Consider the following 25,511-nt stretch of genomic DNA (forward strand, 5'->3'; position numbering starts at 1 on the left):
TCCTACAGGTCTGCGCGACCAATCGCTCTACCCCCGCCCTCTCGCCAATGGGCCATAATTGCCCTGGCGGCTCGAAACGACACAGTTTGAAATAGTCGCCCGGTTGAATAGCCACCGACATCACCTTATATACCCCGCAACACGTTACACATTCTTCACGAGGAGACACTCCACACCATGATGCGCATCTTGCTGTTTTTGGCCACTAACCTTGCGGTCGTGCTGATTGCCAGCATCACCCTGAGCCTTTTTGGCTTCAACGGGTTCATGGCGGCCAACGGGGTTGACCTGAACCTCAATCAGCTGCTGATTTTCTGCGCCGTGTTTGGTTTCGCCGGTTCGCTGTTCTCGCTGTTCATCTCCAAATGGATGGCAAAGATGAGCACCGGTACCCAGATCATCACCCAACCACGCACCCGCCACGAACAATGGCTGATGCAGACCGTTGAACAACTGTCCCGCGACGCTGGCATCAAGATGCCGGAAGTCGGGATTTTCCCGGCCTATGAAGCCAACGCCTTCGCCACCGGCTGGAACAAGAACGACGCGCTGGTCGCCGTCAGCCAAGGCCTGCTGGAGCGTTTCTCGCCCGAGGAAGTGAAAGCGGTGCTGGCCCACGAGATCGGCCACGTCGCCAACGGTGACATGGTCACCCTGGCGCTGGTGCAGGGCGTGGTGAACACCTTCGTGATGTTCTTCGCCCGGATCATCGGCAACTTCGTCGACAAGGTGATCTTCAAGAACGAGGAAGGCCAAGGTATTGCGTACTACATCGCGACCATCTTCGCCGAAATCGTGCTGGGCTTCCTGGCCAGCGCCATCGTCATGTGGTTCTCGCGCAAGCGTGAATACCGCGCCGACGACGCCGGTGCACGCCTGGCCGGTACTGGCGCAATGATCAGCGCCCTGCAGCGCCTGCGTTCCGAACAGGGCGTTCCGGTACAGATGCCAGACAGCCTGACCGCCTTCGGCATCAACGGCGGCCTGAAACACGGCCTCGCCGGCCTGTTCATGAGCCACCCGGCCCTGGAAGACCGCATCGAGGCCCTGCGCCGGCGCGGTTGATTCCAAAGCTGCTGCGATAAGAAAGGGCGACTTCGAGTCGCCCTTTTCTTTCACTCCCCGCTCTGTAGCAGCACGGCTTGCCGGCGGGAGCGATCTCAAGTCCGTCCCCGCCGGCAAGCCGTGCTGCTACGGGACGGTGTCAGTGCCGTGCTGCTACGATCAGCGGCGGAACAGCCGATAGGCGTATTCCATCAAGCGTGTCACGCCTGCCTGTTTGAACTTGGCGCTCTGCTCCAGCACATCCCAGTCGCCGACCATCTTCACCCGCCATTCCGGCGACAGCAGCTGTTGTACCTCGTCTTCATCGACCGAAAAAGGCGGCCCGGGAATCTGCGACTGATCATAGTCCAGCGTCACCAGCAGGCCTCGGCAATCCTGAGCCACCAGCCTGTTCAGTTGCTCGACATAGCGCCAGCGCATGTCCGCAGGCAGCGCAATCAACGCCGCGCGGTCGTAGAACGCCGTGCAATGACCTACATCCCCCGGTTTGAGCGCGAAGAAATCACCACACCAGATTTCACAATGGTCGTGACGGTAAACCTTGAAGGCTCCCCGCTTCTCGATTACCGGCGTCAGTCCGTTTTCACTGAACCAGGCCGCCACCGCCGTTTCCGACAGCTCGGCGCCCACCACGTGCAACCCCTGGGAAACCAGCCAGGTCATGTCGATGGTCTTGCCGCACAACGGCACCAGGACCCGTTCACCTAGATTCACATTCAACTCGGGCCACAACTTCACCAGATATGGATTCACGTCCGACTGATTGAAACCAATCTGATTGATCGCCCAGCGTTCATGCCAAAACTGCGGCTCCATAAATACTCCTGATACTTCGATCAAAAAGCCCTAAAACTTATATTAGATTTAGATCGATGATCTGCCCGATCATGCAGTCATCTTATACGCTCAGGACTCCCGACATGCTCCCCAGCCTGTTCATTTCTCACGGCTCCCCCATGCTTGCACTGGAACCCGGCGAAAGCGGCCCGGCGCTGGCACGTCTGGCGGCCGAGCTTCCCCGACCAAAGGCCATCGTGATCGTCTCTGCCCACTGGGAGAGCAACGAGTTGCTGGTCAACGGCAACCCACAGCCGGAAACCTGGCATGACTTTGGCGGCTTCCCGGCGGCGCTGTTCGCCGTGCAATACCCGGCGCGGGGCCAGCTGGACATCACTCATCGCGTCATGCAGCTGCTGGCGGACGCAGATCTGACTGCGCGCATGGACACTCGCCGACCGTTCGACCATGGGGTCTGGGTGCCGCTGTCGTTGATGTACCCGCAGGCGGACATCCCTGTGGTGCAGGTATCCCTGCCAACACGCCTGGGCCCTGAACTGCAGACCCGCGTCGGCCAGGCACTGGCGAAATTGCGCGAGGAAGAGGTGTTGGTGATCGGGTCGGGCAGCATTACCCACAACCTGCGCGAGCTGGACTGGCATGCAGGGCCAGAGAGCGTCGAGCCTTGGGCGCTGTCATTCCGCAACTGGATGGTGGAAAGACTCGCCGCTGGCGACGACGAAGCCCTGCACGACTACCGCCGACAGGCGCCGAACGCGGTGCGAAACCATCCGAGTGACGAGCACCTGCTGCCCCTCTACTTCGCCCGTGGTGCGGGTGGCGAGTTCAGCATTGCGCATCAGGGTTTCACCATGGGTGCGCTGGGGATGGATATCTACCGGTTTGGGTGAGCGTCTTGAGATCGCTCCCGCCGGCAAGCCGTGCTGCTACGGGTTCGTGGTCACCGCTGGAAGGATGACACCCTGCATCACGTAGCAGCACGGCTTGCCGGCGGGTCGGTCGCAAGGTCGTCGCTGCGATAACGGCGGATCGCATTCCATGAGGCAAAAAAAATCCCCGAACCAGTCGGGGATTTTTTATTTCAGACGATCAGCACAGGGGCTGATCAGTCTTCGCGGTAGCGACGCAGTTTCAGCTGCTTGCCGGCAACGCGGGTGTCTTTCAGCTTGGCCAGCAGACGCTCGAGGCCTTCTTCCGGCAGCTCGACGAGGCTGAAGCTGTCACGCACCTGGATGCGACCGATGGCTTCACGGGCCAGACCACCTTCGTTGAGGATGGCGCCCAGCAGGTTCTTGGCAGCGATGCCATCACGCGCGCCCAGCGCGGTACGGCAACGGGCACGGCCTTCGGCCAGCGGCATTGGCGCACGACGCTCGCGGTCGCCACGATCAGGACGGTCACCCGATGGACGATCCGGACGATCGCCACGCGGCGCGCTGTTCGGCACCAGTGGACGTTCCTTCTCGATGGCAGCCAGGGTCAGGGCCTGACCGTTGGTAGCCTTGCGCAGCAGCGCAGCGGCCAGTGCACGTGGCGAGCAACCGATGTCGGCAGTCAGACGGTCCAGCAGATCACCGTGGCTGGCTTCAGCGTCGGCAACCAGCGGCGCCAGGCTGTTGGTCAGTTTCTTGATGCGTGCATCGAGAACGGCCTGGGAGTCCGGCAGGCGAACTTCGGCAACCTTCTGACCGGTGACACGCTCGATCACTTGCAGCATGCGGCGCTCACGCGGGGTGACCAGCAGCAGCGCGCGGCCTTCGCGACCGGCACGGCCGGTACGACCGATACGGTGAACGTAGGACTCTGGATCGTACGGCATGTCCACGTTGAATACGTGGGTGATGCGCGGAACGTCCAGACCACGGGCAGCAACGTCGGTCGCGACAACGATGTCCAGACGGCCATCTTTGAGCGAGTCGATGACGCGCTCACGCTGGTTCTGGGCGATGTCGCCGTTCAGCGCAGCGGCCTTGTAGCCTTTGGCTTCCAGGGCGCTGGCCAGGTCCAGGGTGGCCTGCTTGGTACGCACGAACATGATCAGGGCGTCGAAGTCTTCGACTTCCAGCAGGCTCAGAACGGCAGAGGTCTTCTGGTCGGCGTGAACCAGCAGGTGAGCCTGCTCGATCGCGGTGACGGTCTGGGTCTTGCTCTGGATCTTGACGTGTTTCGGGTCTTTCAGGTGACGCTCGGCGATCGCACGGATCGACTGCGGCAGGGTCGCCGAGAACAGTACGGTCTGGCGGGTTTCCGGCATGGCCTTGAAGATCACTTCCAGGTCATCCATGAAGCCCAGCTTGAGCATTTCGTCGGCTTCGTCGAGAACCAGGTGGTTCACGGTCGCCAGGACTTTCTCGTCACGACGCAGGTGGTCGCACAGACGGCCCGGGGTGGCGACGACGATTTGCGCGCCGTTGCGGATGGCCTTGAGCTGCGGGCCCATTGGCGCACCGCCGTAGACCGCAACCACGGTCACGCCTGGCATCTGCTTGGCGTAGGTTTCGAACGCGGTGGCCACTTGCAGGGCCAGTTCGCGAGTCGGCGCGAGGATCAGCGCTTGCGGCTCACGTTTTGCCGGGTCGATGCGGTTCAGGATTGGCAGGGCGAAGGCTGCGGTTTTACCGGTACCTGTCTGCGCCTGACCGATCATGTCGTGGCCGGCAAGAATAATAGGGATCGATTGCTGCTGAATGGCCGAAGGCTCTTCGTAGCCAGTGGCGATTACGGCGGCAACAATACTTGGGTGAAGATCAAGAGCGGCGAAGCCGCCGGTTTCCTGGGTCATGGGTCTGCCTCTGAGTGCATCCGCAAAGACCCATGCTTCAAAGCTGCGCGTGCCGTGTAAGACCCGAAGGTCACCCTGGCTGCTTTGTCGGCGGGGATTTGCGAAAACGTATGGATGAATGGATCGTCAGGGACTGTTCGCAAGCGAACCGGCCAGTGAAGAAGGCTTCACAAACCATACCGTGACGAGGGCCCTATGAAAGGCCGGCGCGCACTATACCGGAAATGCCGAAAAATGTGAGGATTTTTTTCGGCCAGATAAGACCTTGCGTCCAAGTGTCACAGGCTTTGCGCAAAGCTGTGCCACTGTCTATTTTTCTAGTGCCCGGTATTACTGGTGGTAGCAGCTTAAACGATTCATCTTGATCAGTCAGGCAGCCCACTCTCCTTTCCTACTCATCAGCAGGAACTTGCGACATGACCTCTCCGACAAAAGGCCACGTCACCCGGGAACAGCGAGGCGCCATCCTGCTCATCGGGCTGGATCGCGTGGCCAAGCGCAACGCATTCGACATGGAAATGCTCAACCAGCTCAGCCTCGCGTACGGCGAGTTCGAGCGCAACCCAGAGGCGCGGGTGGCCGTGGTCTTCGCCCATGGTGATCACTTCACCGGCGGGCTGGACCTGGCCGACACCGGCCCGACCCTCGCCAATGGCTGGCAACTGCCCGAAGGCGGCTACGATCCCTGGGGTGTTTTCGCAGGGCCAAGGGTCACCAAACCGGTCATCGTCGCAGCGCAGGGCTATTGCCTGACGCTGGGGATCGAACTGATGCTGGCCGCCGACATCAACCTGTGCGCGAGCAACGCCCGCTTTTCCCAGATCGAGGTGCAGCGCGGCCTGTTCGCCTTTGGTGGCGCGACCCTGCGCATGCACCAGTTGGCGGGTTGGGGCAACGCCATGCGCTGGTTGCTGACGGGCGATGAGTTCGATGCCCACGAAGCACTGCGCCTTGGGCTGGTGCAGGAAATCATGGCGCAGGAGGACCTGCTGCCCTGCGCGCTGCACCTGGCCGGGCGCATCGCCGAGCGGGCGCCGCTGGGGGTCAGGGCGACTCTGGCCTCGGCGCGCCAGGCGGTGCGCGAAGGCGAGCAGGCCGCCGCGCTACAGTTGCTGGCTCAGGTCAGGCAGGTGATGTCCAGCGAGGATGCCAAGGAGGGCCTGCGCGCCTTGATAGAACGCAGGCCGGGGCACTTCACCGGCCATTGAACAGGCGGCTTAGGTGGCCGGGCGAACGCTCTGGATCAACGACAGCAGGGAATAACCCAACTGCGGGGCCAGGGCCTCGGCACGCTGGGTCAGGGCGTCGATGTCCAGCGTCTGCTCAAGGTCGGCCGGCACCATGAGAATCACGTTGCCCTCCTTCACCGGCAGCTCCCAGTAGTGGCGGTGGTAGAGGCCGCGCAACAGCGCCGCGCCCAGCGGCTTGCCGTCGTCCGACGCCCACTGGTTGATGATGAGCCAGCCACCGGGGTTCAGCCGCTGCTGGCACTTCTCCAAAAAGCCCCACGCCAGATGGCCTACCGCAGGGCCGGTATCGGTATAAAGGTCGACGAAGATCAGGTCGGCGCTTTCGGCCGTGGGCAGCAGTTCCAGCGCATCGCCGATGCGGATGTACAGCCGGGGATCGTCCGAAAGACCCATGTATTCCATGGCCAGGCGCGGCACATCGGGACGCAGCTCGATGGCTTCGACGTCGTCCAGCGGCAGGAACTTGAGGCAGGCCTGGGTCAGCGTACCCGCGCCGAGGCCCATGAACAGGGCGCTTTCCGGCGCTTCGTGGCACAGCGCGCCGATCAGCATGGCGCGGGTGTAGTCGTACTCCAGCCACGCGGGATCGGCGGTGAAGGTGCAGCTCTGCTCGATGGCGTCGCCGAACTCCAGGAAGCGGTAGTCTTCCACTTCCAGCACGCGGATCATGCCGAAGTCATCATGGACTTCGGCCAGCACGCGCTCTACACGCTCCTGGGTCATTGCTGTTCTCTTGCCAATGGTCGGTCGGGGTGTACGGCTTGAGGCGCGTGGCCGCTGCAAAAACGCGGTCGCCGGCAAGCCGGACTGCTACGGGCCGCGACAACGGCCTGGATAAGCGGCGGATTGTCGGCGATTGCGCCCCGGCAGGTCACGCAAATTCTCGGGGCTTGCTGCTAACATGGCTGTCCGATCGCACTGACTTCGAGTTCATGATGAGCCAACCCTGGAGCCCCGACAGCTGGCGGACCCTGCCTATCCAGCAACAACCCCAGTACCCTGACGCCGAGCACGTGCTGCGTGTCGAGCAGACGCTGGCCAGTTATCCGCCGCTGGTGTTTGCCGGTGAGGCCCGCGAGTTGCGCCGCCAGTTTGCCGAGGTCACCGAAGGCCGCGCCTTCCTGTTGCAGGGTGGCGATTGCGCCGAGAGCTTCTTCGAATTCTCCGCCGCGAAGATCCGCGACACTTTCAAGGTGTTGCTGCAGATGGCAATCGTCATGACCTTCGCCGCCGGCTGCCCGGTGGTCAAGGTCGGGCGCATGGCCGGTCAGTTCGCCAAGCCGCGTTCGTCGAATGACGAGACCATCGACGGGGTGACCCTGCCCGCCTACCGCGGCGACATCGTCAACGGCATTGGCTTCGACGAAAAGAGCCGCGTGCCGGACCCTGATCGCCTGTTGCAGGCCTATCACCAGTCCACCGCGACCCTGAACCTTTTGCGCGCGTTCGCCCAGGGCGGTTTTGCCGACCTGCATCAGGTGCACCAATGGAACCTGGACTTCATCGCGGGCTCGGCGCTGTCCGACAAGTACAGCCAGTTGGCCAACCGCATCGACGAAACCCTGGCCTTCATGCGCGCCTGTGGCATGGACACCTCGCCACAACTGCGCGAAACCAGTTTCTTCACCGCCCACGAAGCCCTGCTGCTGAACTACGAAGAAGCCTTCGTGCGGCGCGACAGCCTGACCAACGACTTCTACGATTGCTCGGCGCACATGCTGTGGATCGGCGACCGCACGCGCCAGCTCGACGGTGCCCATGTGGAGTTCCTGCGCGGGGTGAAGAACCCGATTGGCGTGAAAGTCGGCCCGAGCATGAACACCGACGACCTGATTCGCCTGATCGACATTCTCAACCCGGACAACGACCCCGGCCGCCTGAACCTGATCGCGCGGATGGGCGCCAACAAGGTCGGCGACCATCTGCCGGGGCTGATTCGCGCCGTCGAGCGCGAAGGCAAGAAGGTGCTGTGGAGCTCGGACCCGATGCACGGCAACACCATCAAGGCCAGCAGCGGCTACAAGACCCGCGACTTTGCGCAGATTCTTGGCGAGGTGAAGCAGTTCTTCCAGGTGCACCAGGCGGAAGGCACCTATGCCGGCGGCATCCACATCGAAATGACCGGGCAGAACGTCACCGAATGCATCGGCGGCGCACGGCCGATCACCGAGGATGGGTTGTCGGATCGCTACCACACCCACTGCGACCCGCGAATGAACGCCGATCAGTCGCTGGAACTGGCGTTTCTGATCGCCGAGACGTTGAAGCAGGTGCGCAGGTAGCCGGCGCTTGCTGTAGGAGCGCGCTTGCCCGCGACGTCGTCGTGTCAGTCGACATAGGCGTCACAGGTAAACCGCCGTCGCGGGCAAGCGCGCTCCTACAGTGGGTATGCGTCCATCAAAGAGTTACAAATGGTCCAACCCTTTCGCCACAAACGCCACCCGCAGGCGCGCGGCACTGGCGCGCTGGCAGTTGATCAGCACCTCTGGCAACCCCAGCCAGTTCGCCAGTTGCCGCAGGTTAGCGGCCAGCGCGTGCATCCCCTCCTCGTCCAGCCCCGGCTGCTCCTCATGCACGGCATGCACCGCCAGGCGCCCGGCCGCGCGCTCGGCTCGCAGGTCAATGCGCGCGGCGATGCGTTCGTTGTGCAGGAATGGCAGCACGTAGTAGCCGTACACCCGCTTGTGCGCCGGGGTGTAGATCTCGAGCCGGTAGTGAAAATCGAACAGACGCTCGGTGCGCGCCCGCTCCCACACCAGTGAATCAAAAGGCGAAAGCAGTGCACTGGCAGTGACTTTTCGCGGCACGTTGGTGTTCGGCAGCATATAGGCCGGCTGTTTCCAGTCCTTGACCCGAACCACCTCGATGGCGCCCTCTTCTACCAGTTCTGCAAGTCCAATCTTGGCGGGCGCCGGATCCTGACGGAAATAATCGCGGATGTCTTTCTCGGTGCCGATGCCCAAGGCCTTGACCGCGTGCAACAGCAAGCCGCGCTGGGCATCGGCTTCGGTCAGTTCGGGGTGATTGATGATCGGCGACGGCAGCACACGTTCCGGAAGATCGTAGAGTCGTTCGAACCCGCGTCGCCCGGCGACCGTCACCTCACCCGCAGCGAACAGCCATTCCAGCGCGAGCTTCTCGGCGCTCCAGTCCCACCATTGCCCGGCACGGTCTTCGCGGGTGCTGATACTGCCCGCCCCCAATGCGCCCTGGTCGCGCACGGCCTGCAGGACACGGGCGAGGGTCGAGGCTTGTTCACGGCCGAATTTGGCCAGCTGTTGATAAATGCCTTCGCCCTGGGATGCACGCTGCATGCGCCAGCGCATCAGCGGGTACAGCTCGATGGGCAACAACGAGGCCTCATGGCCCCAGTATTCGAAGAGTTTGCGTTGTCGGCCCTGGCTCCATGCGGCCTGATCCAGCAGCTTCTGCGGGTAATTGCCAAGGCGGGAATAGAGCGGCAGGTAATGCGAGCGCACCAGGGCGTTGACCGAATCGATCTGCACCACACCCAAGCGTTCGATCAGTTGCGTGACGTGACGCGAAGTGACCGTCGCAGGCGGCTGGCGGCCATTGAAACCCTGGGCCACCAGCGCTACCCGGCGTGCTTGCTTGACGGACAGTTGTTGAGTCGACAGATCTGCGGACATTCAGAACCTCCTGATCGATCCGCAAAGCTACCTGATCCGGGCCAACGCCGCCATGTGTGGGCTTAGGGGTGGTGCGATCAGGTGAGGCATAACACGGGCCCGTAGCAGCACGGCTTGCCGGCGGGGGCGATCTTGAAACCGCCCCGCCGGCAAGCCGTGCTGCTACGGGCCCGCGACATCGCATCAATGCTTGAGCGGGTCGTCCCAGAACGGGCGGTCGGTTTCCTCCAGCACATCGGCACGGCTCAGGCCGATGTCCTTGAGGGCGTCATCGCTCAGGCTCGCCAGTATGGCGCGCTCGTGATGCAGCTTGCGCCAGCGGGCTACCTGGGCCACCCCCGATTTCATCCAGCGCTCAAGGGTGGACTCACCCGACAGGGTTTTCAGTACCAGTACATAACCTTTTTGACCTTTCATCGTCTTGCCCTCCAAGTGGGGATGGCTAGATTGTCTGCCCGGGAATAAGATCAAACCAACGAATGTTTCTGATGCACCCCATCTGGGAGATTGATGCAATGGCCACCTATCCAAGTATCGACAGCGAGCTGCTGCGCACCTTTGTCGCCATTGCCGATCAGGGCGGCTTCACCAAGGCCGGCGAGGTGGTGAACCGCACGCAGTCGGCGGTGAGCATGCAGATGAAGCGGCTGGAAGACGACGTCGTGCAGCGCCCGCTGTTCCAGAAAGACGGCCGCGTGCTGAACCTCACCGCTGAAGGCCAGGTCCTGCTGGGGTATGCCCGGCGCATCCTCAAATTGCACAGTGAAGTGTTCAACACCCTGCGCGAGCCGCACATGGTCGGCACGGTGAAAATCGGCACGCCGGACGATTACGTGATGCGCTTCCTGCCCGGCATTCTCTCGCGCTTCGCACAAGCCTATCCGCTGATTCAAGTGGAGGTGCACTGCGAGTCATCGGCGCAGTTGCTGCAACGCCAGGACCTGGACCTGAGCATCGTGACCCGCGAGCCCGGGAAGGAAATCGGGCAGATCCTGCGTCAGGAGCGTTTCGTCTGGGCTGAGGCCGCAGGATTCTGCCCACACGAACAAACGCCGATTCCGCTGGCGATGTTCAACAGCGACTGTTTCTGCAGGCTGTGGGCGAGCAACGCACTGGATGCGGCAGGCCGTGAATATCGTGTGGCCTACACCAGCGCCAGCCTCTCGGCGATCATGGCGGTGGTCAGCGCGGGGCTTGCGGTCACGGCCCAGCTGCAGAGCCTTATCACCTCGGATCTGCGGGTACTCGGCGAGGACGAGGGCTTGCCGCAACTGCCCTCGGCCAGCATCGTGCTGCTGCGCAACCCGAACAATCCCTCGCCGATCACCGAATGCCTGGCCGATCACATCGCCGAGGGCTTCAAGCTTTAGATCCTGAAGCAGAGCATGATCGCGCAGATCACCAGGAACACGCAGAACAGCGAGCGCAACAGGCGCTCTGGCAGGCTGTGGGCCAGCGCGACGCCCCAGCTGATGCTCGCAAGGCCGCCAATGGCCAGCGGGATGCCCATCAGCCAGTTCACATGACCGTGAAAGGCGTAAGTGGTCAGGGTGATCACCGTCGCAGGGGCTGCCAGGGCCAGCGCCAGGCCCTGGGCGACCACCTGCGTCGCGCCGAAAACGCCGGTCAGGATCGGCGTCGCGATCACCCCGCCGCCCACGCCAAACATGCCCGCCGTCACACCGGACCCTACCCCCAGCACCCACAGCCACTTGCTGTGACGCAGTTGCGCATCGGCGTTGCCCTTGCGCCAGTACATCTGGATCAGGTTGAACAGGGTCAGCACCACCAGAAACGCGACGAAGCCGATGCGCATGCTCTGGGCGTCGACCCGCACGGCCCACAGCGAGGTCAGCCAGGACACGACGAAGCTGGGCACGATCAGCATCATCGCATTGCGCACGGAAATCCGGTTACGCTGGTTGTAACGCCACAGCGCCAGCAGCACATTAGGCAGTACCATCAACAGCGCCGTGCCTTGGGCCAGTTGCTGATCCAGGCCAAACAGCACGCCCAGCGCCGGAATCGCCACCAGCCCGCCGCCGATTCCGAACAGCCCGCCCAAGGTGCCCATGGCCGCGCCCAACAACAGGTACATCACAACATCCACGATCACGACCGGTCCTCTGTATGAATTCTGCGCGCATGCTACGCAGTCGGGCCGGCCGAGGAAATCCACAGCGGGCCAATAACATCGACGTTCTGTGATGAGTTGATTCACAGTTCGTGTTCCAATTGACGCCTGGGCCTTGTGAGCAGGCCGATAGATAAAGGCCACATGACCGATTGCCTAAATTATCTGGTGCATTAAACATCACCACACTAAATTAGCGCCCATGACTGACACCCCGAGGACACCCACGATGACCGCCGACCCAAGCGACACCGCAGCCGGCGCTGGCAGCTGTAACGAATTGCTGCTGGACAGCCAATTGTGTTTTGCCTTGTATTCCACCTCGCTGATGATGACCAAGGTCTATAAACCGCTGCTCCAGGCACTGAACCTGACCTATCCGCAGTACCTGGCAATGCTGGTACTGTGGGAGCGCGAAGGGATCACGGTGGGCGAAATCAGCGCACGGCTGCTGACCGACCCCGGATCGCTGACCCCCCTGCTCAAGCGCCTCGAAGGCGAAGGCCTGATCCGCCGCACTCGCAGCAAGGAAGACGAACGTGTTGTGCAACTGTACCTGACCGATCAGGGCAAGGCCCTGTACGACAAGGCCCGCAGCATCCCGCCGTGCATACTTTCCGCCAGCGGCATTTCGCTGGAGCAGCTCAAGGCACTGCAGGAAGACCTGGTCAACGTGCGCGGGAATTTGCACGACAGTCTGTAAGCCGCTTCTCTTTCCGAAAGGCCAGCCATCGCGCTGGCCTTTTTTTTGGCTGTAGGAGCGCGCTTGCCCGCGACCGCGGTAAGTCAGATGTCGATGTATCCACTGGAACACCGCGGTCGCGGGCAAGCGCCGCTCCTACGTGATTTTTTTACGCTTATAAATCAGATAGATAAGCAAAAAATGAGCTGCAAGCGAAGAAAATCTGAAAATTAATCTTGCGCGCAAACTATTTGCGCAGTACATTTCATCTCACTTGCTTAGCGCACAAAACTTTAGCGCGAAGCACAACCGGCTTCAGCCCAACATCATCAAGTGAGGAAATATCATGCAAGCTCTCTATACCGCAGTCGCAACCGCAACCGGTGGCCGTGATGGCCGTGCTGTTTCCAGCGACAAGATTCTCGACGTGAAACTGGCCACCCCGAAAGAACTGGGCGGTGCCGGTGGCGAAGCGACCAACCCTGAGCAGCTGTTCGCTGCCGGCTACTCGGCCTGCTTCATCGGCGCACTGAAATTCGTTGCCGGTCAAAGCAAGCGCAGCATCCCGGCTGATGCCTCGATCACTGCCCACGTCGGCATCGGCCAGATCCCTGGCGGTTTCGGTCTGGACATCGACCTGAACATCAACCTGCCGGGTCTGGATCAAGCCGACGCTCAAGCGCTGGTCGATGCGGCTCACCAGGTCTGCCCGTACTCCAACGCCACCCGTGGCAACGTTGACGTCCGTCTGCACGTGACCGTCTAACTCACCCGCCTGCTCTGGAGATGACCATGAACACGTTCGGCAAGATTCTGGCTGGTTCGCTGCTCGCGCTGTCCATCGGCAATGCCTTCGCGACAACCGATACCGGCGTTGAGCACAACACTCAAGCGTTCCTCGATGCCCTGAACTCGGGCACCGGCAAACCGATTGAGCAGCTTTCGCCCAAAGACGCCCGCGCCGTACTGACCGGCGCCCAGGCAGGGGTCAAGCTGACCCTGCCCAAGGCCGATGTCAGCCAGAAGACCATCTCGGTCGACGGCCAGAACATCAGCCTGACCATCGTGCGTCCGGCTGGGGTCAAGGGCACCTTGCCTGTGTTCATGTACTTCCATGGCGGCGGCTGGGTGCTGGGCGACTACCCGACCCACGAGCGTCTGGTGCGTGATCTGGTGGAGGGTTCCGGTGCGGTGGCGGTGTTCGTCAACTACACCCCTTCGCCTGAAGCGCACTACCCGACGGCGATCAACCAGGCCTACGCAGCGACCAAATGGGTGGCTGAACATGGCAAGGAAATCAACGTCGACGGCAAGCGTCTGGCGGTGGCGGGTAACAGTGTCGGCGGCAACATGGCGGCGGTCGTCAGCCTGATGGCCAAAGACAAGGGCACGCCGGCCATTCGCTACCAGGTGCTGCTGTGGCCGGTGACCGACGCCAACTTCGATACCGGCTCCTACGAGCAGTTCGCCGAGGGGCACTTCCTCACTCGCAACATGATGAAGTGGTTCTGGGACAACTACACCACCGATCCAAAGCAACGCGCCGAGATTTACGCATCACCTCTGCGCGCAACCCTGGATCAGCTGAAGGGCCTGCCGCCTGCGCTGGTGCAGACAGCCGGTGCCGACGTGCTGCGCGACGAAGGCGAAGCCTATGCCCGCAAGCTCGACCAGGCGGGGGTTCCAGTCACGGCGGTGCGCTACAACGGCATGATTCATGACTACGGTCTGCTGAACGTGGTCAGCCAGGTGCCGGAAGTGCGCTCGGCAATGTTGCAGGCCTCGCAGGAATTGAAGGTTCATTTGAAGTAAACGGCGCAGGCCGGATGCATCGTTGCAGATGCATCTGACGCCGTCGCGGGCAAGCGCGCTCCTACGGTGCGCACCGCCTCCTGTAGGAGCGCGCTTGCCCGCGACGGCGTACCGACAAGCAGCAAACATTTGCAGGGAAAGTCCCATGAACTGGTAACCGCCGCCCACAAAAAAGCCCGACTCAATGGTCGGGCTTTTTTGTATCCGGCGTTACAAAAAGCAGTGCTTACTTAGCACGGCCTTTGTACGAACCGCCTTCACGGGTGTCGATCTCGATCATGTCGTCGATTTCAATGAAGTCGGCTACTTGCAGCTCGGTGCCGTTAGCCAGCTTGGCAGGCTTCATGACCTTGCCCGAAGTGTCGCCGCGAGCGGAACCTTCGGTGTAGTCAACGCGACGCACGATGGTGGTCGGCAGCTCTACGGAAACCAGACGGCCTTCGAAGAAAACGGCTTCGCAGACGTCGGTCATGCCTTCTTCGATGAATGGCAGAACGCTTTCGATGTCTTCGGCGTTCAGCTCGTACATGGTGTAGTCGGTGGTGTCCATGAACGTGTAGGAGTCACCGCTGATGAAAGACAGGGTGGCTTCTTTGCGATCCAGGATCACGTCGTCCAGCTTGTCGTCGGCGAAGTAGACGGTTTCAGTCTTGTAGCCGGTCAGCAGGTTCTTCAGCTTGGTCTTCATGATCGCGCTGTTACGACCCGACTTGGTGAATTCAGCTTTCTGAACCAGCCAAGGATCGTTGTCGATACGGATCACGGTGCCGGGTTTAAGCTCTTTACCAGTTTTCATTACGAGTATCCGAATTTGGATTGAAGTTCTTTCTAAGCCCTGTACGAAAAGCCACTTTTCGTACAGGGCTTAATACAAGGCCGCGTATCATATCCAATTTCGGTAAAACGTTACCAGCGCAGTCGTCAGATCATCTTGCAAGGCCTGTTCCAGACACCAGCGCTCGGCGTGCCCTGCAAGCTCCTGGCGATGGTGTTGCAGGGTGTTCCAGCTTTCGGCCATGTCCTGCCCGGCGTTCCACGCACGCCAGACCTGGGTCAGTGCCTGCCCCGCCACCTCGGACAACCCCGCCAGATACAGTTCCAGAAACGCATCGAGCTTGGCCCAGTGGGCGTCATCGTCCTGCTCATAGATGTGCCAGATGAACGGCCGGCCCGCCCATTGCGCCCGAACGAACGAGTCTTCGCCGCGCACCACGTTGAATGCGCAGCACCACAGCAAGAGGTCGTACTGCTCCTGGCGGACGAAAGGCAGAACCTGAATCGTCAGGTTGTCGCGCACATGCAGCGCCCCAGCGTTCAACCCCTGGACACCCAGCCAGCGCTGCACGTCACCGATGATGCGGCCTTCGGGCACCAGCAGATGGGTGGCCTGCCCGGCCTGGGCCAGGCTGTCCAGCCATGACCCCAGCCCTGCGTGCTCATAGGCAAACAGCGAAATCAGCTGCGCGCCGGGCTGTGGATAAACGCCCAACTGCGCCAGAAACGCCTGTTGCGCCGCCGGGTCCTGCTCGAATGCGTGACGGCGCTCGATCAGCCCGGCCTCGCGCAAAAGCCCACCCGTGGTCGGACGAAACCCCGGAAAGAAAAAGAATTTCTGGATGCCGCTCGATTGCAGCGACGGCAGGCCGTGACAACCGGTGACCCACTCCTCGGCGCTGAGGTAATCCAGGTTCAGCCACAGCGGCTTGGGGTCGCGGGCCTTCATCGCTTCGATCTGCGCAGGCGGCAGATGGCAGCCAAAGGCTTCGATCACCACATCGGCAGGCTCCACTGGCTGCCAGTCTGCGGGCCAGAAACACACATTGACGCCCTCGCGCCACTGCTGACGGGCCTCAGCGTCCGCGCCAGGGCACAGACGGGCGAACGCCGACAGATCGTCGATCCACAGGCGCACGTCCATGCCGTGCTCTGCCACCAACTGGCGAGCCAGGCGAAAGGTCACGCCGACGTCGCCAAAGTTATCCACAACGGTGCAGAAAATATCCCAAGAGGCTTTCATCCCGGCTCCTCGAGACTGTTCAAAAAAGCGGATTGTCCTTCATTCCGGCGCACAATCACCACCCCCGATCATGCGACAATTGCAGCCCGAGTCGACCTCATATGCGCAAGTAGGGAGTCTGCCATGTACGTCAACCATCGCGAATTGTCCGTCACGCTGCGTCCTCTGAAGCTGGTGCTGTCCATTGCCGCGGGTATCTGGCTGGGGTTTCTCGCCGTCGCGCTGACCGGCTGGCTGATCTACCGGCTGCTGCCCGCCGAGCAGACGCAGGCCGTGAGCAACGCAGCCACGCAATTGACTGCGCCGCCTGCGGCAAAAGCCAAACCTGAAAGCGACAACCCGATGTTCGACCAGTACCGGCAGATCCTGCGCGACAGTGAAGCCCGCCAGGCGCAGGAGGCCGAACAGGCCGAGCGCCAACGCAGCTTCAATGGCCCCAAATGCCAGTTCTGGATGCAGCAGAACCAGACCGCGCCGAGCGAAAAGAGCCGCGCCGCCATTTATCAGTACTGCGGCTGAACCGCGAGAGACAAGCAAGCCCTATGAACAAGCAACAGGTCCTGCAACGGATCGTCGAAAAGCTGGAAATCGACCTGGAGGTCGCGATTCGCGCCGCACAAACGGCCTACGAAACCGCGACTCATGAAGAAAACATCGCCGAAAACAAGTACGACACCCTCGGGCTGGAGGCGTCGTACCTGGCCGCCGGGCAGGCGCGTCGGGTCGAGGAAATCCGTCTGGCGCTGGCGGCCTACCGCAGCTTGGTGCTCAAGCCCTTCGACGACCAGCGCGGCATTCAGCCCGGTGACCTGATCAGCCTGGAAGCGGAAGCCGGCGTTCAACAGACGCTGTTCCTGGGCCCCGATGCGGCTGGCCTCAAGGTCAGCCTGGACCAGACCCTGGTGACGGTGATCACCGCCAGGGCGCCGCTGGGGCAGAATCTGCTGGGCAAGTTCGACGGCGATGAGCTGGAAATCACCGTCAATGGCAGCCGCCAATCCTTCGAGATCATCCAGATCGCATGAGCCATCGATCGCTCGCGGGGTTGAAGGCTCCGACCTGTTGTGAGTATGGTGGGCCGTCGCACGATAAACGGCGACACCGGCACAGGGAGCCGGGTATGGACCCCATCAAGGAGATTTTTCATGACGAACGTCATCACCTTTCCTGACGCCCATGAACGAGATCGCCTCAAGTCCAGTGGCCTCCAAGGGGTGAGATACCTGAACAAGAAAGAGCGGCAACTGATCGACAACCTGCGCCTGACCAGCCACGCGGGGCGGCAGTACGTCTACGACTACGCCAATATCATGTACCGCTCCAAGCCCCTGTATCCGGACCCGCTGGACTGACACCCGGCGGCTCGTTCCACCGGCGTTCAGTGCACAGAGCCCTGGAGGCGGCCTATAGTGGGCGGATGTTTCTGCCCTCAGGAAAGCCTCCATGTCTGCCACGCCATCCTCCGCCGAACCGGGCCAGTCCCCGACCGATCATCACCTGCGTTTCCACAAGGGCCACGCGCACCTGGGGCCGACCTTCGGCACTGACGCCTTTGCGCTGAAAGCCGAAGCCTTTGCGCGGTTCTTCGGCACGCCTACCTTTTTGGGGGCGCAGACGCTGATCGTGCTGCTCTGGGTGGGGGCGAACATGACGGGGTTGGTGACCTTCGACGTCTACCCGTTCATCCTCCTCAACCTGGCGTTCAGCCTGCAATCGGCCTACGCCGCGCCGCTGATTCTGCTGGCGCAGACCCGTCAGGCCGCCCGCGACAAGGCCAGTTCCGACGCCGACGCCCAGCACCGCGAAGCACTGGCCGTCGCCAACGAAGAACGCATGGCCCGCGCCGCGCAGAACACCGCCCAGATGCTTGAACTGCTGGAGCAGAACACTCGCCTGACGGAGATGACCAAGGTGCTGACCGAACGCGTCGAGGCGCTGACAGCAGACATGCACAAGCATTTTGTGAAGAAGGATGGGCATGTGTGAGGCCCCGCCCTCGTAGCAGCACGGCTTGCCGGCGGGAGCGTTGTGTCAGGCGGCGCATTTTTCTCTGATGCACCGCTCCCGCCGGCAAGCCGTGCTGCTACGGGACAGTTCAGGGCTTGTCCTGGTGCATCTCGTTGAACCCCGCCGCTGCTTGCTGAATGTCCGGCGTAAAATCATCGAAGCTCATCACCTGACGCACTTCGACGGTTTCATTGTCCCCCGCCGGGCAGCGTTTCGCCCAGTCGATGGCGGCTTCAAGGGACGGCAATTCAAGCATCCAGTAGCCACCCAGCACTTCGCTGACGCCCGGAAACGGCGCCTGGATTACCTGTGCCTGGCCCTTGTCGAACGTGACGCGGGCGCCCATGGTCGGCGGATGCAGGCCGTCGAGGGTCAGCAGCACCCCGGCCTGCTGCAAGGATTCGTTGTATTTCATCATCCGCTCCACGGCGTCAGCCTCGGGCAGGGTGCCAGGGGCTGCGGTTTCGTATCCCTTGGGGATCATCAGCATCATGAATCGCATGGTCGGCGTCCTTCTGTAGAGGGTTCCCCGAACACCATAGTCCAGGGTTTCGAACAGTAGTCGAACCACGGACGTGCAAATCGACACTTGATGTGTCGCAACAGACAAAAACCTGCCGGGCGCTTTTGCCACTGTTGGACATTTTTGATATTGCGGTCGACATCAAGCAGCGGGATTATGACCGTAATTTTTCTCATCCGACATTCCGCCGGATGCGTCCCGGAGCGTACGCCCATGCAAAGCACCTCTCGCGAAGAAACCCTGGCCCTCTGGCAAGCACAGGAAAAGGAAATGCGTGCCCGGCTGGGCAAGGCTGGCAGCATGAACCTGATGGAGGTGGCGCAGTTGACGCCGGAGGAGTTCTTCAACGGTATCGGCAGCGGGCTCTACCCTCACCCGCCAATCGGCGAACTGATGGACTTCGTGCCGATCCAGTGGACGCCCGGCTCCTTCATCTTTCAGGGCACTCCCGGCCCGCAGCATTACAACCCGCTGGGCATCGTGCACGGCGGATACGCCGCCACCCTGCTCGACTCCTGCATGGGCTGTTCAGTCCACACCCGCCTGAAGAAAGGCCAGGGCTACACCACCCTGGATTTGCGCATCAGCTACATCCGCGCCCTGACCGACAAGAGCGGCCCGATCCGCGCCGAGGGCACCGTGGTGCATGTCGGCCGCTCGACCGCGCTCGCCGAAGGCAAGATCTACGACGCCGAGGGACGGTTGTTCGCGACCGGTACCACCACCTGCATGATTCTGGATATGAATCGTTGAGCGGATAACGCCACGAAGGCGGTCGCGGGCAAGCGCGCTCCTACAGGACGGTGCATGCCCCTGTAGGAGTGAGCTTGCTCGCGATCAGCGTTGTCATGCGACCACAGGAATCAACGGGTCCGCCGCAGCCAGCGCGGCCTCACGTTCGGCCACTGGCGGGTAGATCCACACCGAGTTGATCTGCTGCTTGAGTTGCTTGGCTTCTTCCTTGATGAGCTTGACCTGGCGATCCCAGCCTTCGGTGTACACCGCGCCCCAGGCGCCAAGGTCCAGGCAGGTGACGTATTTCACCTGGCTGTACGGAATCGGCGCTTCGCCCAGCAGGTCGGCGGCGACGTTGTTGCCGGCCGAGCGGCCCAGCGCGATGGCGTGCTGGCAGGTCATCAGGGCGAAGTTGCCTTCATCGTCGGTGGCGGCGTAGGCGGTGTCGCCGGTGGCGAAGATGTCGGCCTGGCCGATGACTTTCAGGTTGCGGTCAACGTGCAGGCGGCCTGCGGCATCGCGCTCGCCGGGGATCTGCTCGGTCAGGGAGCTGGCGCGCACGCCAACGGTCCACACCACGGTCTTGGCATCGATGCGACGCCCGTCCGCCAGGGTCACGCCATTGGCATCCACGGCGGCGACAGACGCATCGACGACCCATTCCACGCCCAGCGCCTCGGTGGCTTCGACGATGGCCGGGCTGATGTTCGCGCCCAGTGCAGCGCCGACCTTCTCGCCACGGTCAACGATGATGACGCGCACTTTGGCATGCGCCCCCAGGGCTTCACGCAGGCGCGCAGGCATTTCGGTCGCTGTTTCGATGCCGGTGAAGCCGCCGCCCGCCACCACGACTGTGTTGCGCATCGCCGACTCAGGCTGCTGGGCCAACGACTTGATGTGCTGCTCAAGGCGAGTCGCCTCGTTCATGTGGTCAACGTCGAATGCATGTTCGACCCCAGGCACGGAAGCCGGGCGCACGACACGGCTGCCGGTGGCCAGAACCAGTTTGTCGTAGTTGATCGAGGTCTGGACGCCGTTGGCATCGGTGTAGCCCACCTTTTTGCCGGCCACGTCGATGGTGTCGGCCATGCCCTTGATGAAGTTCACGCCCACGGCATCGAACAACGGACCCAGCGGCGACTGCATCTGATGCACTTGCTGCTCGTAGTAACGCGGACGTACACCCAGCACCGCTTCAGGCGCCAGCACCGTGACTTCGACGTCGTGGCGCTGATGCATGTCCAGCAAACGGGTGGAACTCAGGGCACTCCACATGCCGCCAAAACCCGCGCCGACAATCAGAATCTGCTTTTTCATCGTGTGCTCCAAATAACAAAAGGACGTTTCAGGTGTGTGCGGGTCGGAGTTGGCGACCGCCTCAAGGCAACTACGACTGTATTGATCGGAGTTTATTTCGGCAAGCACTTTTTTCAGGTGCAATACCAGATTCACGTCATGCATCTTAATAAATACGTTATTAATCAATAGATTATGAAGAGAAACCGACCGTCGACCTGGCGCAGGAACAGGTTTGCCGCTGCTGCCACTGATCGCCAGGGCTCAGCGTTCCTTGCGAGGAACTGCGCAAATTGTTAGCTTTTGCACGATCAATTCAGTCGGAGATCGACATGTCTCTCTACAGTGCCGGTGTCGAATACGGCATTCACTGCCTGCTGTACCTGGTGGATGAACGCGGCGACAGCCGCGAGGCCAGCGTGCGCGACCTGGCAGAGCTGCAAGGTGTGCCTCAGGAATACCTGGCCAAGGTGTTCACCAAACTGGCCAAGGCCAGGCTGGTGGTTGCCACCGAAGGGGTGCGCGGCGGATTTCGGCTGGGACGGCCCTCGGACGAAATCACCCTGCTGGACATCGTCACGGCGATTGACGGGCGCAAGCTGATTTTCGATTGCCGGGACATTCGTGGCCGTTGCGCAGTTTTCGACGGCTGCGCGCCCGAGTGGGCAACCGAAGGGATGTGCGGGATAAACGCCGCCATGATGACCGCGCAGAAGCGCATGGAAGAGGCCCTGGCGCAGCAGACCATCCTCGACCTTGCGCGGCGCACCGGCCGCAAGGCACCGCCGGAATTCGGCGCGCAGGTCGCCGATTGGCTGAGCGAACGCAAGGAGAGCCGCGCAGGGGCTGCGGCAGAGGGGCAAACCATCGCAACCGATCGCCAGCCCTGAACTGTAGGAGCGCGCTTGCCCGCGATGGCGGTGTGTCTGTCAATCATGCACCGCCTGACACACCGCAGTCGCGGGCAAGCGCGCTCCTACAGGCGTTGGGGTTGGGGTTGGCGTTCGCGTTGGCGTTGGCGGTTGCGGGCGGATTGGGGTTGCGGTTGCGTCGTGCGGCGTTTCTTAGCCGAACACCACCGCATAGATTCCCACCCCACTGAGCACGATCACCGTCGCGCCCAGCACCACCACTTCGCGCAAGGGCGCGGGGATGCGCTCCTGCTTCAGGCCTTTGGCGCTCTTGCGATAGCGGGCGTTGAGGCCGATCTGGATCAGGATCCCGGCCATCAGCGAGAACACGATGGGCAGCAAGGCAATCAGCCCGAAGTGTGGAATCCAGCGCAGGAAAATCGTGCACACCACCAGCAGCGTCATCAGCGTACGCCGCCAGGCCAGCAAGGTGCGTTCCGGCTGCAGGCCGGGGTCGTCGTGCCCCAGCGTGGCAGGCGCCTGGGCGCGGCGGCTCACGACGCGCCGTAGATCAGAAAGACGATCAGCCCCGCGGCCACCAGCGCACCGCCCAGCGAGAGGATCGGCACCAGCACCGGCAATGGCAGCGGCTTGCGCACACGCATGGCCCGCTCGACCTTCAGCCATCTGATGCAGGCGCTGGCGCTGACCAGCATGGCCAGCACCAGCAAGGACAACGCCACCGCACGGCGCAGCCCCGGGCTGAACACATCGCCGGTGAAGGCTTCTACCGCAATGCCGCCCGCCAGGAACGCCAGCGCCGTGCGAATCCAGGCCAGGAAGGTTCGCTCGTTGGCCAGGGTGAAGCGAGGATCAGGCTCGCAACCCGGCCCCAGCAAGGATGCGGAAATACGATCGCGATCAGGGGAAGGCGCCTTGCCAGGTTCCGGAGAATTCATGTCGCACCGAGGTCGGGTAGATAGGCCAATGATACCGGTCATGGGGATGAAAGGCCCGCATCGGCAGCGACATTGGTGTGTCATTGGCCGCACCTGTGCCCTGCTCCACGCAGGCATTTTCACTGAACAACCCGGCGAGCCTCCTTCATCTGACAAGATTCGACAATTTTCCCTTCAAAATCCCGTACTTGTCCTACGCTGTGATTCTATGATCGCTGTTGCGATACCCATGGCCACGAACCGCGAGGCGTTCGTCCCGTGGGCGGGTCTGAAGTCATGTTCGTCAGCGAGGGCGGGGATTGAGACAGGTAGAAGGGACGGACCTGGACGCAAGGAGCAGGCGCCTCAAGCGCATGCCGGTGCTTTGGCTTGCCGGTTTTTTCACCGTGCTGGTGTGTTTTTCCATTACCAGTATCACGCTGTGGCAATTGCGCCAGACGCGCATCCACGAGCTGGAACTGGCCGACACCAATGTTGCCAACCTGTCGCGCTCGATGGCGCAGCAGGCCCAGGACACCTTTGATCAGGCTGACATTCCGGTGGCGGGCATCGTCGAGCGTCTGTCCTATGACGGCTTCGGCGCGGCCACCAGTTCACGCATGCATGAATTCCTGCGGGCCACGGCCGGCAGCGTCGAACAGATCCAGGGCCTGTTCATCTACGACAAGGACGGCAACTGGGCGGCCACCTCGATGAACCGCATGCCGGAAAACGCCAATAACGCCGATCGCGAATATTTCCAGTTCCACAAGAACATCGACAGCACCCTGCCCCACATCGGCCACGCCCTGCGCAGCCGCACCACCGGCGACTGGATCATCCCCATTTCCCGACGGGTCAACGACTCTGCCGGCAACTTCGCAGGGGTGGTGCTGGCAACCATCGAACTTGCGTATTTCGACCGCTTCTTCGACCGTTTCAGCATCGGCCAGCGGGGCGTGATTACCCTGGCCATGGCCGACGGCATCGTGCTGGCCCGTCGTCCGGCGATCGATAACGTGCGGGGCGCGTCCATCGCCGACGGTGAGCTGTTTCGCAAATACCTGAAGGAAAACTACGAAGGCACCGCGACCGTGCGCTCGGTGCTGGACCACGAGCTGCGCCTGTACGGCTACAAGCGCCTGGACCGCTACCCGCTGGTGGTGCTGGCGGGGCTCTCGGAGGACGAAGTGCTGGAGGAATGGCGTCAGTACGCCTGGCGTTCGCTGGCGATCATCGTCTGCGTGGTAGTGGCCAACCTGCTGTTCGGGGTGTTGTTGTTCCAGCAGATCCGTTTCGGCCTCAATGCCGAATCGCAATTGCGCATCGCCAGTCACTCCCTGGAAAAACTCGCCTTGCAGGACAGCCTGACGGGCCTGGCCAACCGCCGCCATTTCCAGGAAATCCTCGGGCTGGAGTTCGCCAACGGCCAGGCCAATCTGCACCCGCTGAGCCTGATCATGATCGACATCGATTTCTTCAAAAGCTACAACGACAACTATGGCCACGTGGCCGGCGACAAGTGCATCGTCGCGGTGGCCGAGTGCGTGCGCAGCAACCTCAACCGCACCGGTGACCTGGCGGTGCGCTATGGCGGCGAAGAAATGGCCGTGTTCCTGCCCTACAGCGATGCCCAGGGCGCGTTCCTGCTGGCCGAGAAGATTCGTCTGTCAGTGCTGACCCGCGCCCTGGAACATCAGGGCAATCCTGTGGGCATCGTCAGCATCAGCCTGGGGGTCTACGGCTGCGCGGCCCACGAGTGCACCAGCCTGGAGGAGTTCGTCGAACGGGCCGACGCCGCGCTCTATCTGGCCAAGCATGACGGGCGCAATCGCACGGAAATCTGGCAGGGCAGCAGCGTGGTGGCTCACTCGCTGGCTTGAGCCTTGACGATCTGCGCGACCTGGCCGCGAAACAGCTCCAGCCGGTCAGACGGCGCGTCGTGCTCGACCACCAGCGTGCCGACCTCGTCGCAGGGGGCGACCTGATAGTGCGCGATGCTGGCAAGCTTCTCGTTGATCACCGCCACCATCACCTGCCCGCTGCGCGCCACCACGGCGCGCTTGAACTCGGCCACGTCCATGTCGAACGCAGTGACGCCCTTGACCGCATCCAGCGCGCAGGCGCCCAGAAAGCACAGGTCGAAATTGAAGTGGGTCAGTTGCGAAATGGTGGTGAAACCATAGGTGCTGCCCGCCACCGGGCTCAGTCGCCCACCCAGCAGGATCACTTCCACTTGCGGCAGTTTCATCAACTCCACGGCGATCACCGGGGAATTAGTGGTGATCGTCAGGGCCATCTGCGGATCGAGGGCGCGGGCAATCGCAAGGTTAGTCGAGCCGCCATCGATGAACACGTGCTGACCGGCACCGATCAGGCCCGCCGCCGCCACGCCCAATGCGCGTTTGCGTCCAGGTTCGTGCTCGATGCGTACCGTCAACGGCCCGTCGCTGGCCAGGGAAATGGCCCCACCGTACACCCGCTTGCACAACCCGGCCGACGCCAGCGTGCCCAGGTCACGGCGGATGGAATGCTCGGAGACGTTGAATTCAGCGGCCAGCTCTGCAGCAATCACCCGGCCATGAACGGCCAGACGCTCGGTAATCAGACGCTGACGCTCGCCGGGAAAGGCTTCGGGATTGGCAGACATAATGGCCTCGGTATCACGCTGGATCGCTCATGAACGAGCAAGATCATGCGTGGGCAACGACGCCAGTGTCAAACATGACGACAATGCGAGCCAAAGAACCAGACTGGGAGAGGGGCAGCCAAACGGGTGGGGACCAGAGGCGCACGACCGTGACACCCCTGGTCTTTCTCGGCGGTCTCAAGGTGGCTATTCCTCCTCTTCTTCCTCGTCGTCCACAAGCGTGAACCATGGTTTGAGTTCGCTCAGCTCGAAATTGCCTGACTCCGCTCTGGCTCTCCCGATACGGGGATAGTCAACAGGTTTGAAGGACACGGACGAGTC

At 62.0% G+C, this 25,511-nt stretch carries 28 protein-coding genes; 15 read left to right on the forward strand and 13 right to left on the reverse strand.

Features of this window, described 5'->3' with window-relative positions:
* The first annotated feature begins 177 nt into the window (after window positions 1-177).
* Window positions 178-1,065: a protease HtpX gene (htpX, locus tag ACIPOO_RS02155; protein WP_274132236.1), complete on the forward strand. Its 888-nt coding sequence runs from the start codon at window positions 178-180 to the stop codon at window positions 1,063-1,065.
* Between the two features lie 159 nt (window positions 1,066-1,224).
* On the opposite strand, the gene ACIPOO_RS02160 is transcribed toward htpX, so the two are convergent.
* Entirely contained in the window at window positions 1,225-1,881 is a 657-nt protein-coding gene (locus ACIPOO_RS02160; RefSeq protein ID WP_400604088.1) for a thiopurine S-methyltransferase, read from the reverse strand.
* Between the two features lie 104 nt (window positions 1,882-1,985).
* Between ACIPOO_RS02160 and ACIPOO_RS02165 the strand changes: the two genes are divergently transcribed.
* On the forward strand, window positions 1,986-2,753 hold the full coding sequence (locus ACIPOO_RS02165) for a DODA-type extradiol aromatic ring-opening family dioxygenase (RefSeq protein ID WP_400604090.1): 768 nt from the start codon (window positions 1,986-1,988) through the stop codon (window positions 2,751-2,753).
* Window positions 2,754-2,968: 215 nt separating this feature from the next.
* Here ACIPOO_RS02165 and ACIPOO_RS02170 read toward each other — a convergent pair whose 3' ends face one another.
* The gene (locus tag ACIPOO_RS02170) at window positions 2,969-4,645 is read right to left on the reverse strand and encodes a DEAD/DEAH box helicase (RefSeq protein ID WP_274132239.1); all 1,677 of its coding nucleotides are present in this window, start codon (window positions 4,643-4,645) and stop codon (window positions 2,969-2,971) included.
* Between the two features lie 416 nt (window positions 4,646-5,061).
* On the opposite strand from ACIPOO_RS02170, the gene ACIPOO_RS02175 reads away from it, so the two are divergent.
* Window positions 5,062-5,853: a crotonase/enoyl-CoA hydratase family protein gene (locus ACIPOO_RS02175; RefSeq protein WP_400604093.1), complete on the forward strand. Its 792-nt coding sequence runs from the start codon at window positions 5,062-5,064 to the stop codon at window positions 5,851-5,853.
* 9 nt (window positions 5,854-5,862) lie between these two features.
* Here the strand turns inward: ACIPOO_RS02175 and ACIPOO_RS02180 are convergent, their stop codons facing one another.
* The gene (locus ACIPOO_RS02180; RefSeq protein ID WP_400604095.1) at window positions 5,863-6,618 is read right to left on the reverse strand and encodes a spermidine synthase; all 756 of its coding nucleotides are present in this window, start codon (window positions 6,616-6,618) and stop codon (window positions 5,863-5,865) included.
* Window positions 6,619-6,830: 212 nt separating this feature from the next.
* Between ACIPOO_RS02180 and ACIPOO_RS02185 the strand changes: the two genes are divergently transcribed.
* Complete coding sequence (locus ACIPOO_RS02185; protein ID WP_274132243.1) at window positions 6,831-8,177, forward strand: class II 3-deoxy-7-phosphoheptulonate synthase; 1,347 nt, start codon at window positions 6,831-6,833, stop codon at window positions 8,175-8,177.
* 123 nt (window positions 8,178-8,300) lie between these two features.
* Here ACIPOO_RS02185 and ACIPOO_RS02190 read toward each other — a convergent pair whose 3' ends face one another.
* The gene (locus ACIPOO_RS02190) at window positions 8,301-9,545 is read right to left on the reverse strand and encodes a winged helix-turn-helix domain-containing protein (protein WP_400604097.1); all 1,245 of its coding nucleotides are present in this window, start codon (window positions 9,543-9,545) and stop codon (window positions 8,301-8,303) included.
* Window positions 9,546-9,728: 183 nt separating this feature from the next.
* Window positions 9,729-9,893: a DUF1127 domain-containing protein gene (locus ACIPOO_RS02195; protein WP_400605157.1), complete on the reverse strand. Its 165-nt coding sequence runs from the start codon at window positions 9,891-9,893 to the stop codon at window positions 9,729-9,731.
* Between the two features lie 167 nt (window positions 9,894-10,060).
* Between ACIPOO_RS02195 and ACIPOO_RS02200 the strand changes: the two genes are divergently transcribed.
* Window positions 10,061-10,915 carry a LysR substrate-binding domain-containing protein gene (locus ACIPOO_RS02200; protein ID WP_274132249.1) on the forward strand — a complete coding sequence of 285 codons (855 nt, stop codon included), beginning with the start codon at window positions 10,061-10,063 and terminating at the stop codon, window positions 10,913-10,915.
* Here the strand turns inward: ACIPOO_RS02200 and ACIPOO_RS02205 are convergent.
* The gene (locus tag ACIPOO_RS02205; protein WP_400605159.1) at window positions 10,912-11,643 is read right to left on the reverse strand and encodes a sulfite exporter TauE/SafE family protein; all 732 of its coding nucleotides are present in this window, start codon (window positions 11,641-11,643) and stop codon (window positions 10,912-10,914) included. The two genes, ACIPOO_RS02200 and ACIPOO_RS02205, sit on opposite strands and share 4 nt — an antisense overlap.
* 265 nt (window positions 11,644-11,908) lie before the next feature.
* Here ACIPOO_RS02205 and ACIPOO_RS02210 point away from each other — a divergent pair, with 265 nt between their 5' ends.
* The 3 genes from ACIPOO_RS02210 to ACIPOO_RS02220 all read left to right on the forward strand — a co-directional run bounded on the left by ACIPOO_RS02210 (window position 11,909) and on the right by ACIPOO_RS02220 (window position 14,173).
* Complete coding sequence (locus ACIPOO_RS02210) at window positions 11,909-12,382, forward strand: MarR family winged helix-turn-helix transcriptional regulator (RefSeq protein WP_400604100.1); 474 nt, start codon at window positions 11,909-11,911, stop codon at window positions 12,380-12,382.
* A gap of 325 nt (window positions 12,383-12,707) precedes the next feature.
* Window positions 12,708-13,127: an organic hydroperoxide resistance protein gene (locus tag ACIPOO_RS02215; protein WP_274132252.1), complete on the forward strand. Its 420-nt coding sequence runs from the start codon at window positions 12,708-12,710 to the stop codon at window positions 13,125-13,127.
* A gap of 26 nt (window positions 13,128-13,153) precedes the next feature.
* Window positions 13,154-14,173 carry an alpha/beta hydrolase gene (locus tag ACIPOO_RS02220; RefSeq protein WP_400604102.1) on the forward strand — a complete coding sequence of 340 codons (1,020 nt, stop codon included), beginning with the start codon at window positions 13,154-13,156 and terminating at the stop codon, window positions 14,171-14,173.
* A gap of 226 nt (window positions 14,174-14,399) precedes the next feature.
* On the opposite strand, the gene ACIPOO_RS02225 is transcribed toward ACIPOO_RS02220, so the two are convergent.
* On the reverse strand, window positions 14,400-14,969 hold the full coding sequence (locus tag ACIPOO_RS02225; protein ID WP_274132254.1) for an elongation factor P: 570 nt from the start codon (window positions 14,967-14,969) through the stop codon (window positions 14,400-14,402).
* 87 nt (window positions 14,970-15,056) lie between these two features.
* Window positions 15,057-16,190 carry an elongation factor P maturation arginine rhamnosyltransferase EarP gene (earP, locus tag ACIPOO_RS02230; protein ID WP_400604104.1) on the reverse strand — a complete coding sequence of 378 codons (1,134 nt, stop codon included), beginning with the start codon at window positions 16,188-16,190 and terminating at the stop codon, window positions 15,057-15,059.
* Between the two features lie 123 nt (window positions 16,191-16,313).
* On the opposite strand from earP, the gene ACIPOO_RS02235 reads away from it, so the two are divergent.
* The 4 genes from ACIPOO_RS02235 (at window position 16,314) to ACIPOO_RS02250 (ending at window position 18,176) form a co-directional block, all read left to right on the forward strand.
* Entirely contained in the window at window positions 16,314-16,709 is a 396-nt protein-coding gene (locus tag ACIPOO_RS02235) for a hypothetical protein (protein ID WP_274132258.1), read from the forward strand.
* A gap of 23 nt (window positions 16,710-16,732) precedes the next feature.
* Entirely contained in the window at window positions 16,733-17,215 is a 483-nt protein-coding gene (locus ACIPOO_RS02240) for a transcription elongation factor GreAB (RefSeq protein ID WP_400604107.1), read from the forward strand.
* 120 nt (window positions 17,216-17,335) lie between these two features.
* Window positions 17,336-17,542: a hypothetical protein gene (locus tag ACIPOO_RS02245; protein ID WP_274132262.1), complete on the forward strand. Its 207-nt coding sequence runs from the start codon at window positions 17,336-17,338 to the stop codon at window positions 17,540-17,542.
* Between the two features lie 91 nt (window positions 17,543-17,633).
* Window positions 17,634-18,176: a DUF1003 domain-containing protein gene (locus tag ACIPOO_RS02250; protein WP_274132263.1), complete on the forward strand. Its 543-nt coding sequence runs from the start codon at window positions 17,634-17,636 to the stop codon at window positions 18,174-18,176.
* Between the two features lie 109 nt (window positions 18,177-18,285).
* On the opposite strand, the gene ACIPOO_RS02255 is transcribed toward ACIPOO_RS02250, so the two are convergent.
* Complete coding sequence (locus ACIPOO_RS02255) at window positions 18,286-18,699, reverse strand: YciI family protein (RefSeq protein ID WP_274132264.1); 414 nt, start codon at window positions 18,697-18,699, stop codon at window positions 18,286-18,288.
* A 234-nt stretch (window positions 18,700-18,933) separates the two neighbouring features.
* On the opposite strand from ACIPOO_RS02255, the gene ACIPOO_RS02260 reads away from it, so the two are divergent.
* Entirely contained in the window at window positions 18,934-19,473 is a 540-nt protein-coding gene (locus ACIPOO_RS02260; protein ID WP_400604110.1) for a PaaI family thioesterase, read from the forward strand.
* Between the two features lie 93 nt (window positions 19,474-19,566).
* Here the strand turns inward: ACIPOO_RS02260 and ACIPOO_RS02265 are convergent, their stop codons facing one another.
* Window positions 19,567-20,772 carry an NAD(P)/FAD-dependent oxidoreductase gene (locus ACIPOO_RS02265; RefSeq protein WP_400604112.1) on the reverse strand — a complete coding sequence of 402 codons (1,206 nt, stop codon included), beginning with the start codon at window positions 20,770-20,772 and terminating at the stop codon, window positions 19,567-19,569.
* A gap of 311 nt (window positions 20,773-21,083) precedes the next feature.
* Between ACIPOO_RS02265 and ACIPOO_RS02270 the strand changes: the two genes are divergently transcribed.
* Window positions 21,084-21,641, forward strand: a complete 558-nt coding sequence (locus ACIPOO_RS02270; RefSeq protein WP_400604114.1) for an RrF2 family transcriptional regulator — start codon at window positions 21,084-21,086, stop codon at window positions 21,639-21,641.
* Between the two features lie 174 nt (window positions 21,642-21,815).
* Here ACIPOO_RS02270 and ACIPOO_RS02275 read toward each other — a convergent pair whose 3' ends face one another.
* Entirely contained in the window at window positions 21,816-22,160 is a 345-nt protein-coding gene (locus ACIPOO_RS02275) for a DUF202 domain-containing protein (protein WP_400604116.1), read from the reverse strand.
* Window positions 22,157-22,561, reverse strand: coding sequence for a YidH family protein (locus ACIPOO_RS02280; RefSeq protein ID WP_274132271.1), 405 nt, complete (start codon window positions 22,559-22,561; stop codon window positions 22,157-22,159). Before ACIPOO_RS02280 ends, ACIPOO_RS02275 begins: the two co-directional genes overlap by 4 nt.
* A 353-nt stretch (window positions 22,562-22,914) precedes the next feature.
* Here ACIPOO_RS02280 and ACIPOO_RS02285 point away from each other — a divergent pair, with 353 nt between their 5' ends.
* Window positions 22,915-24,423, forward strand: coding sequence for a diguanylate cyclase (locus tag ACIPOO_RS02285; protein ID WP_400604118.1), 1,509 nt, complete (start codon window positions 22,915-22,917; stop codon window positions 24,421-24,423).
* Here ACIPOO_RS02285 and ACIPOO_RS02290 read toward each other — a convergent pair.
* Entirely contained in the window at window positions 24,408-25,190 is a 783-nt protein-coding gene (locus ACIPOO_RS02290) for a DeoR/GlpR family DNA-binding transcription regulator (protein WP_400604120.1), read from the reverse strand. The genes ACIPOO_RS02285 and ACIPOO_RS02290 overlap by 16 nt on opposite strands.
* Window positions 25,191-25,511 lie beyond the last annotated feature (321 nt).

Origin of the sequence: Pseudomonas sp. NPDC090201 (genome assembly GCF_044746825.1) — a bacterium.
GTDB classification, from domain to species: domain Bacteria; phylum Pseudomonadota; class Gammaproteobacteria; order Pseudomonadales; family Pseudomonadaceae; genus Aquipseudomonas; species Aquipseudomonas putida_AD.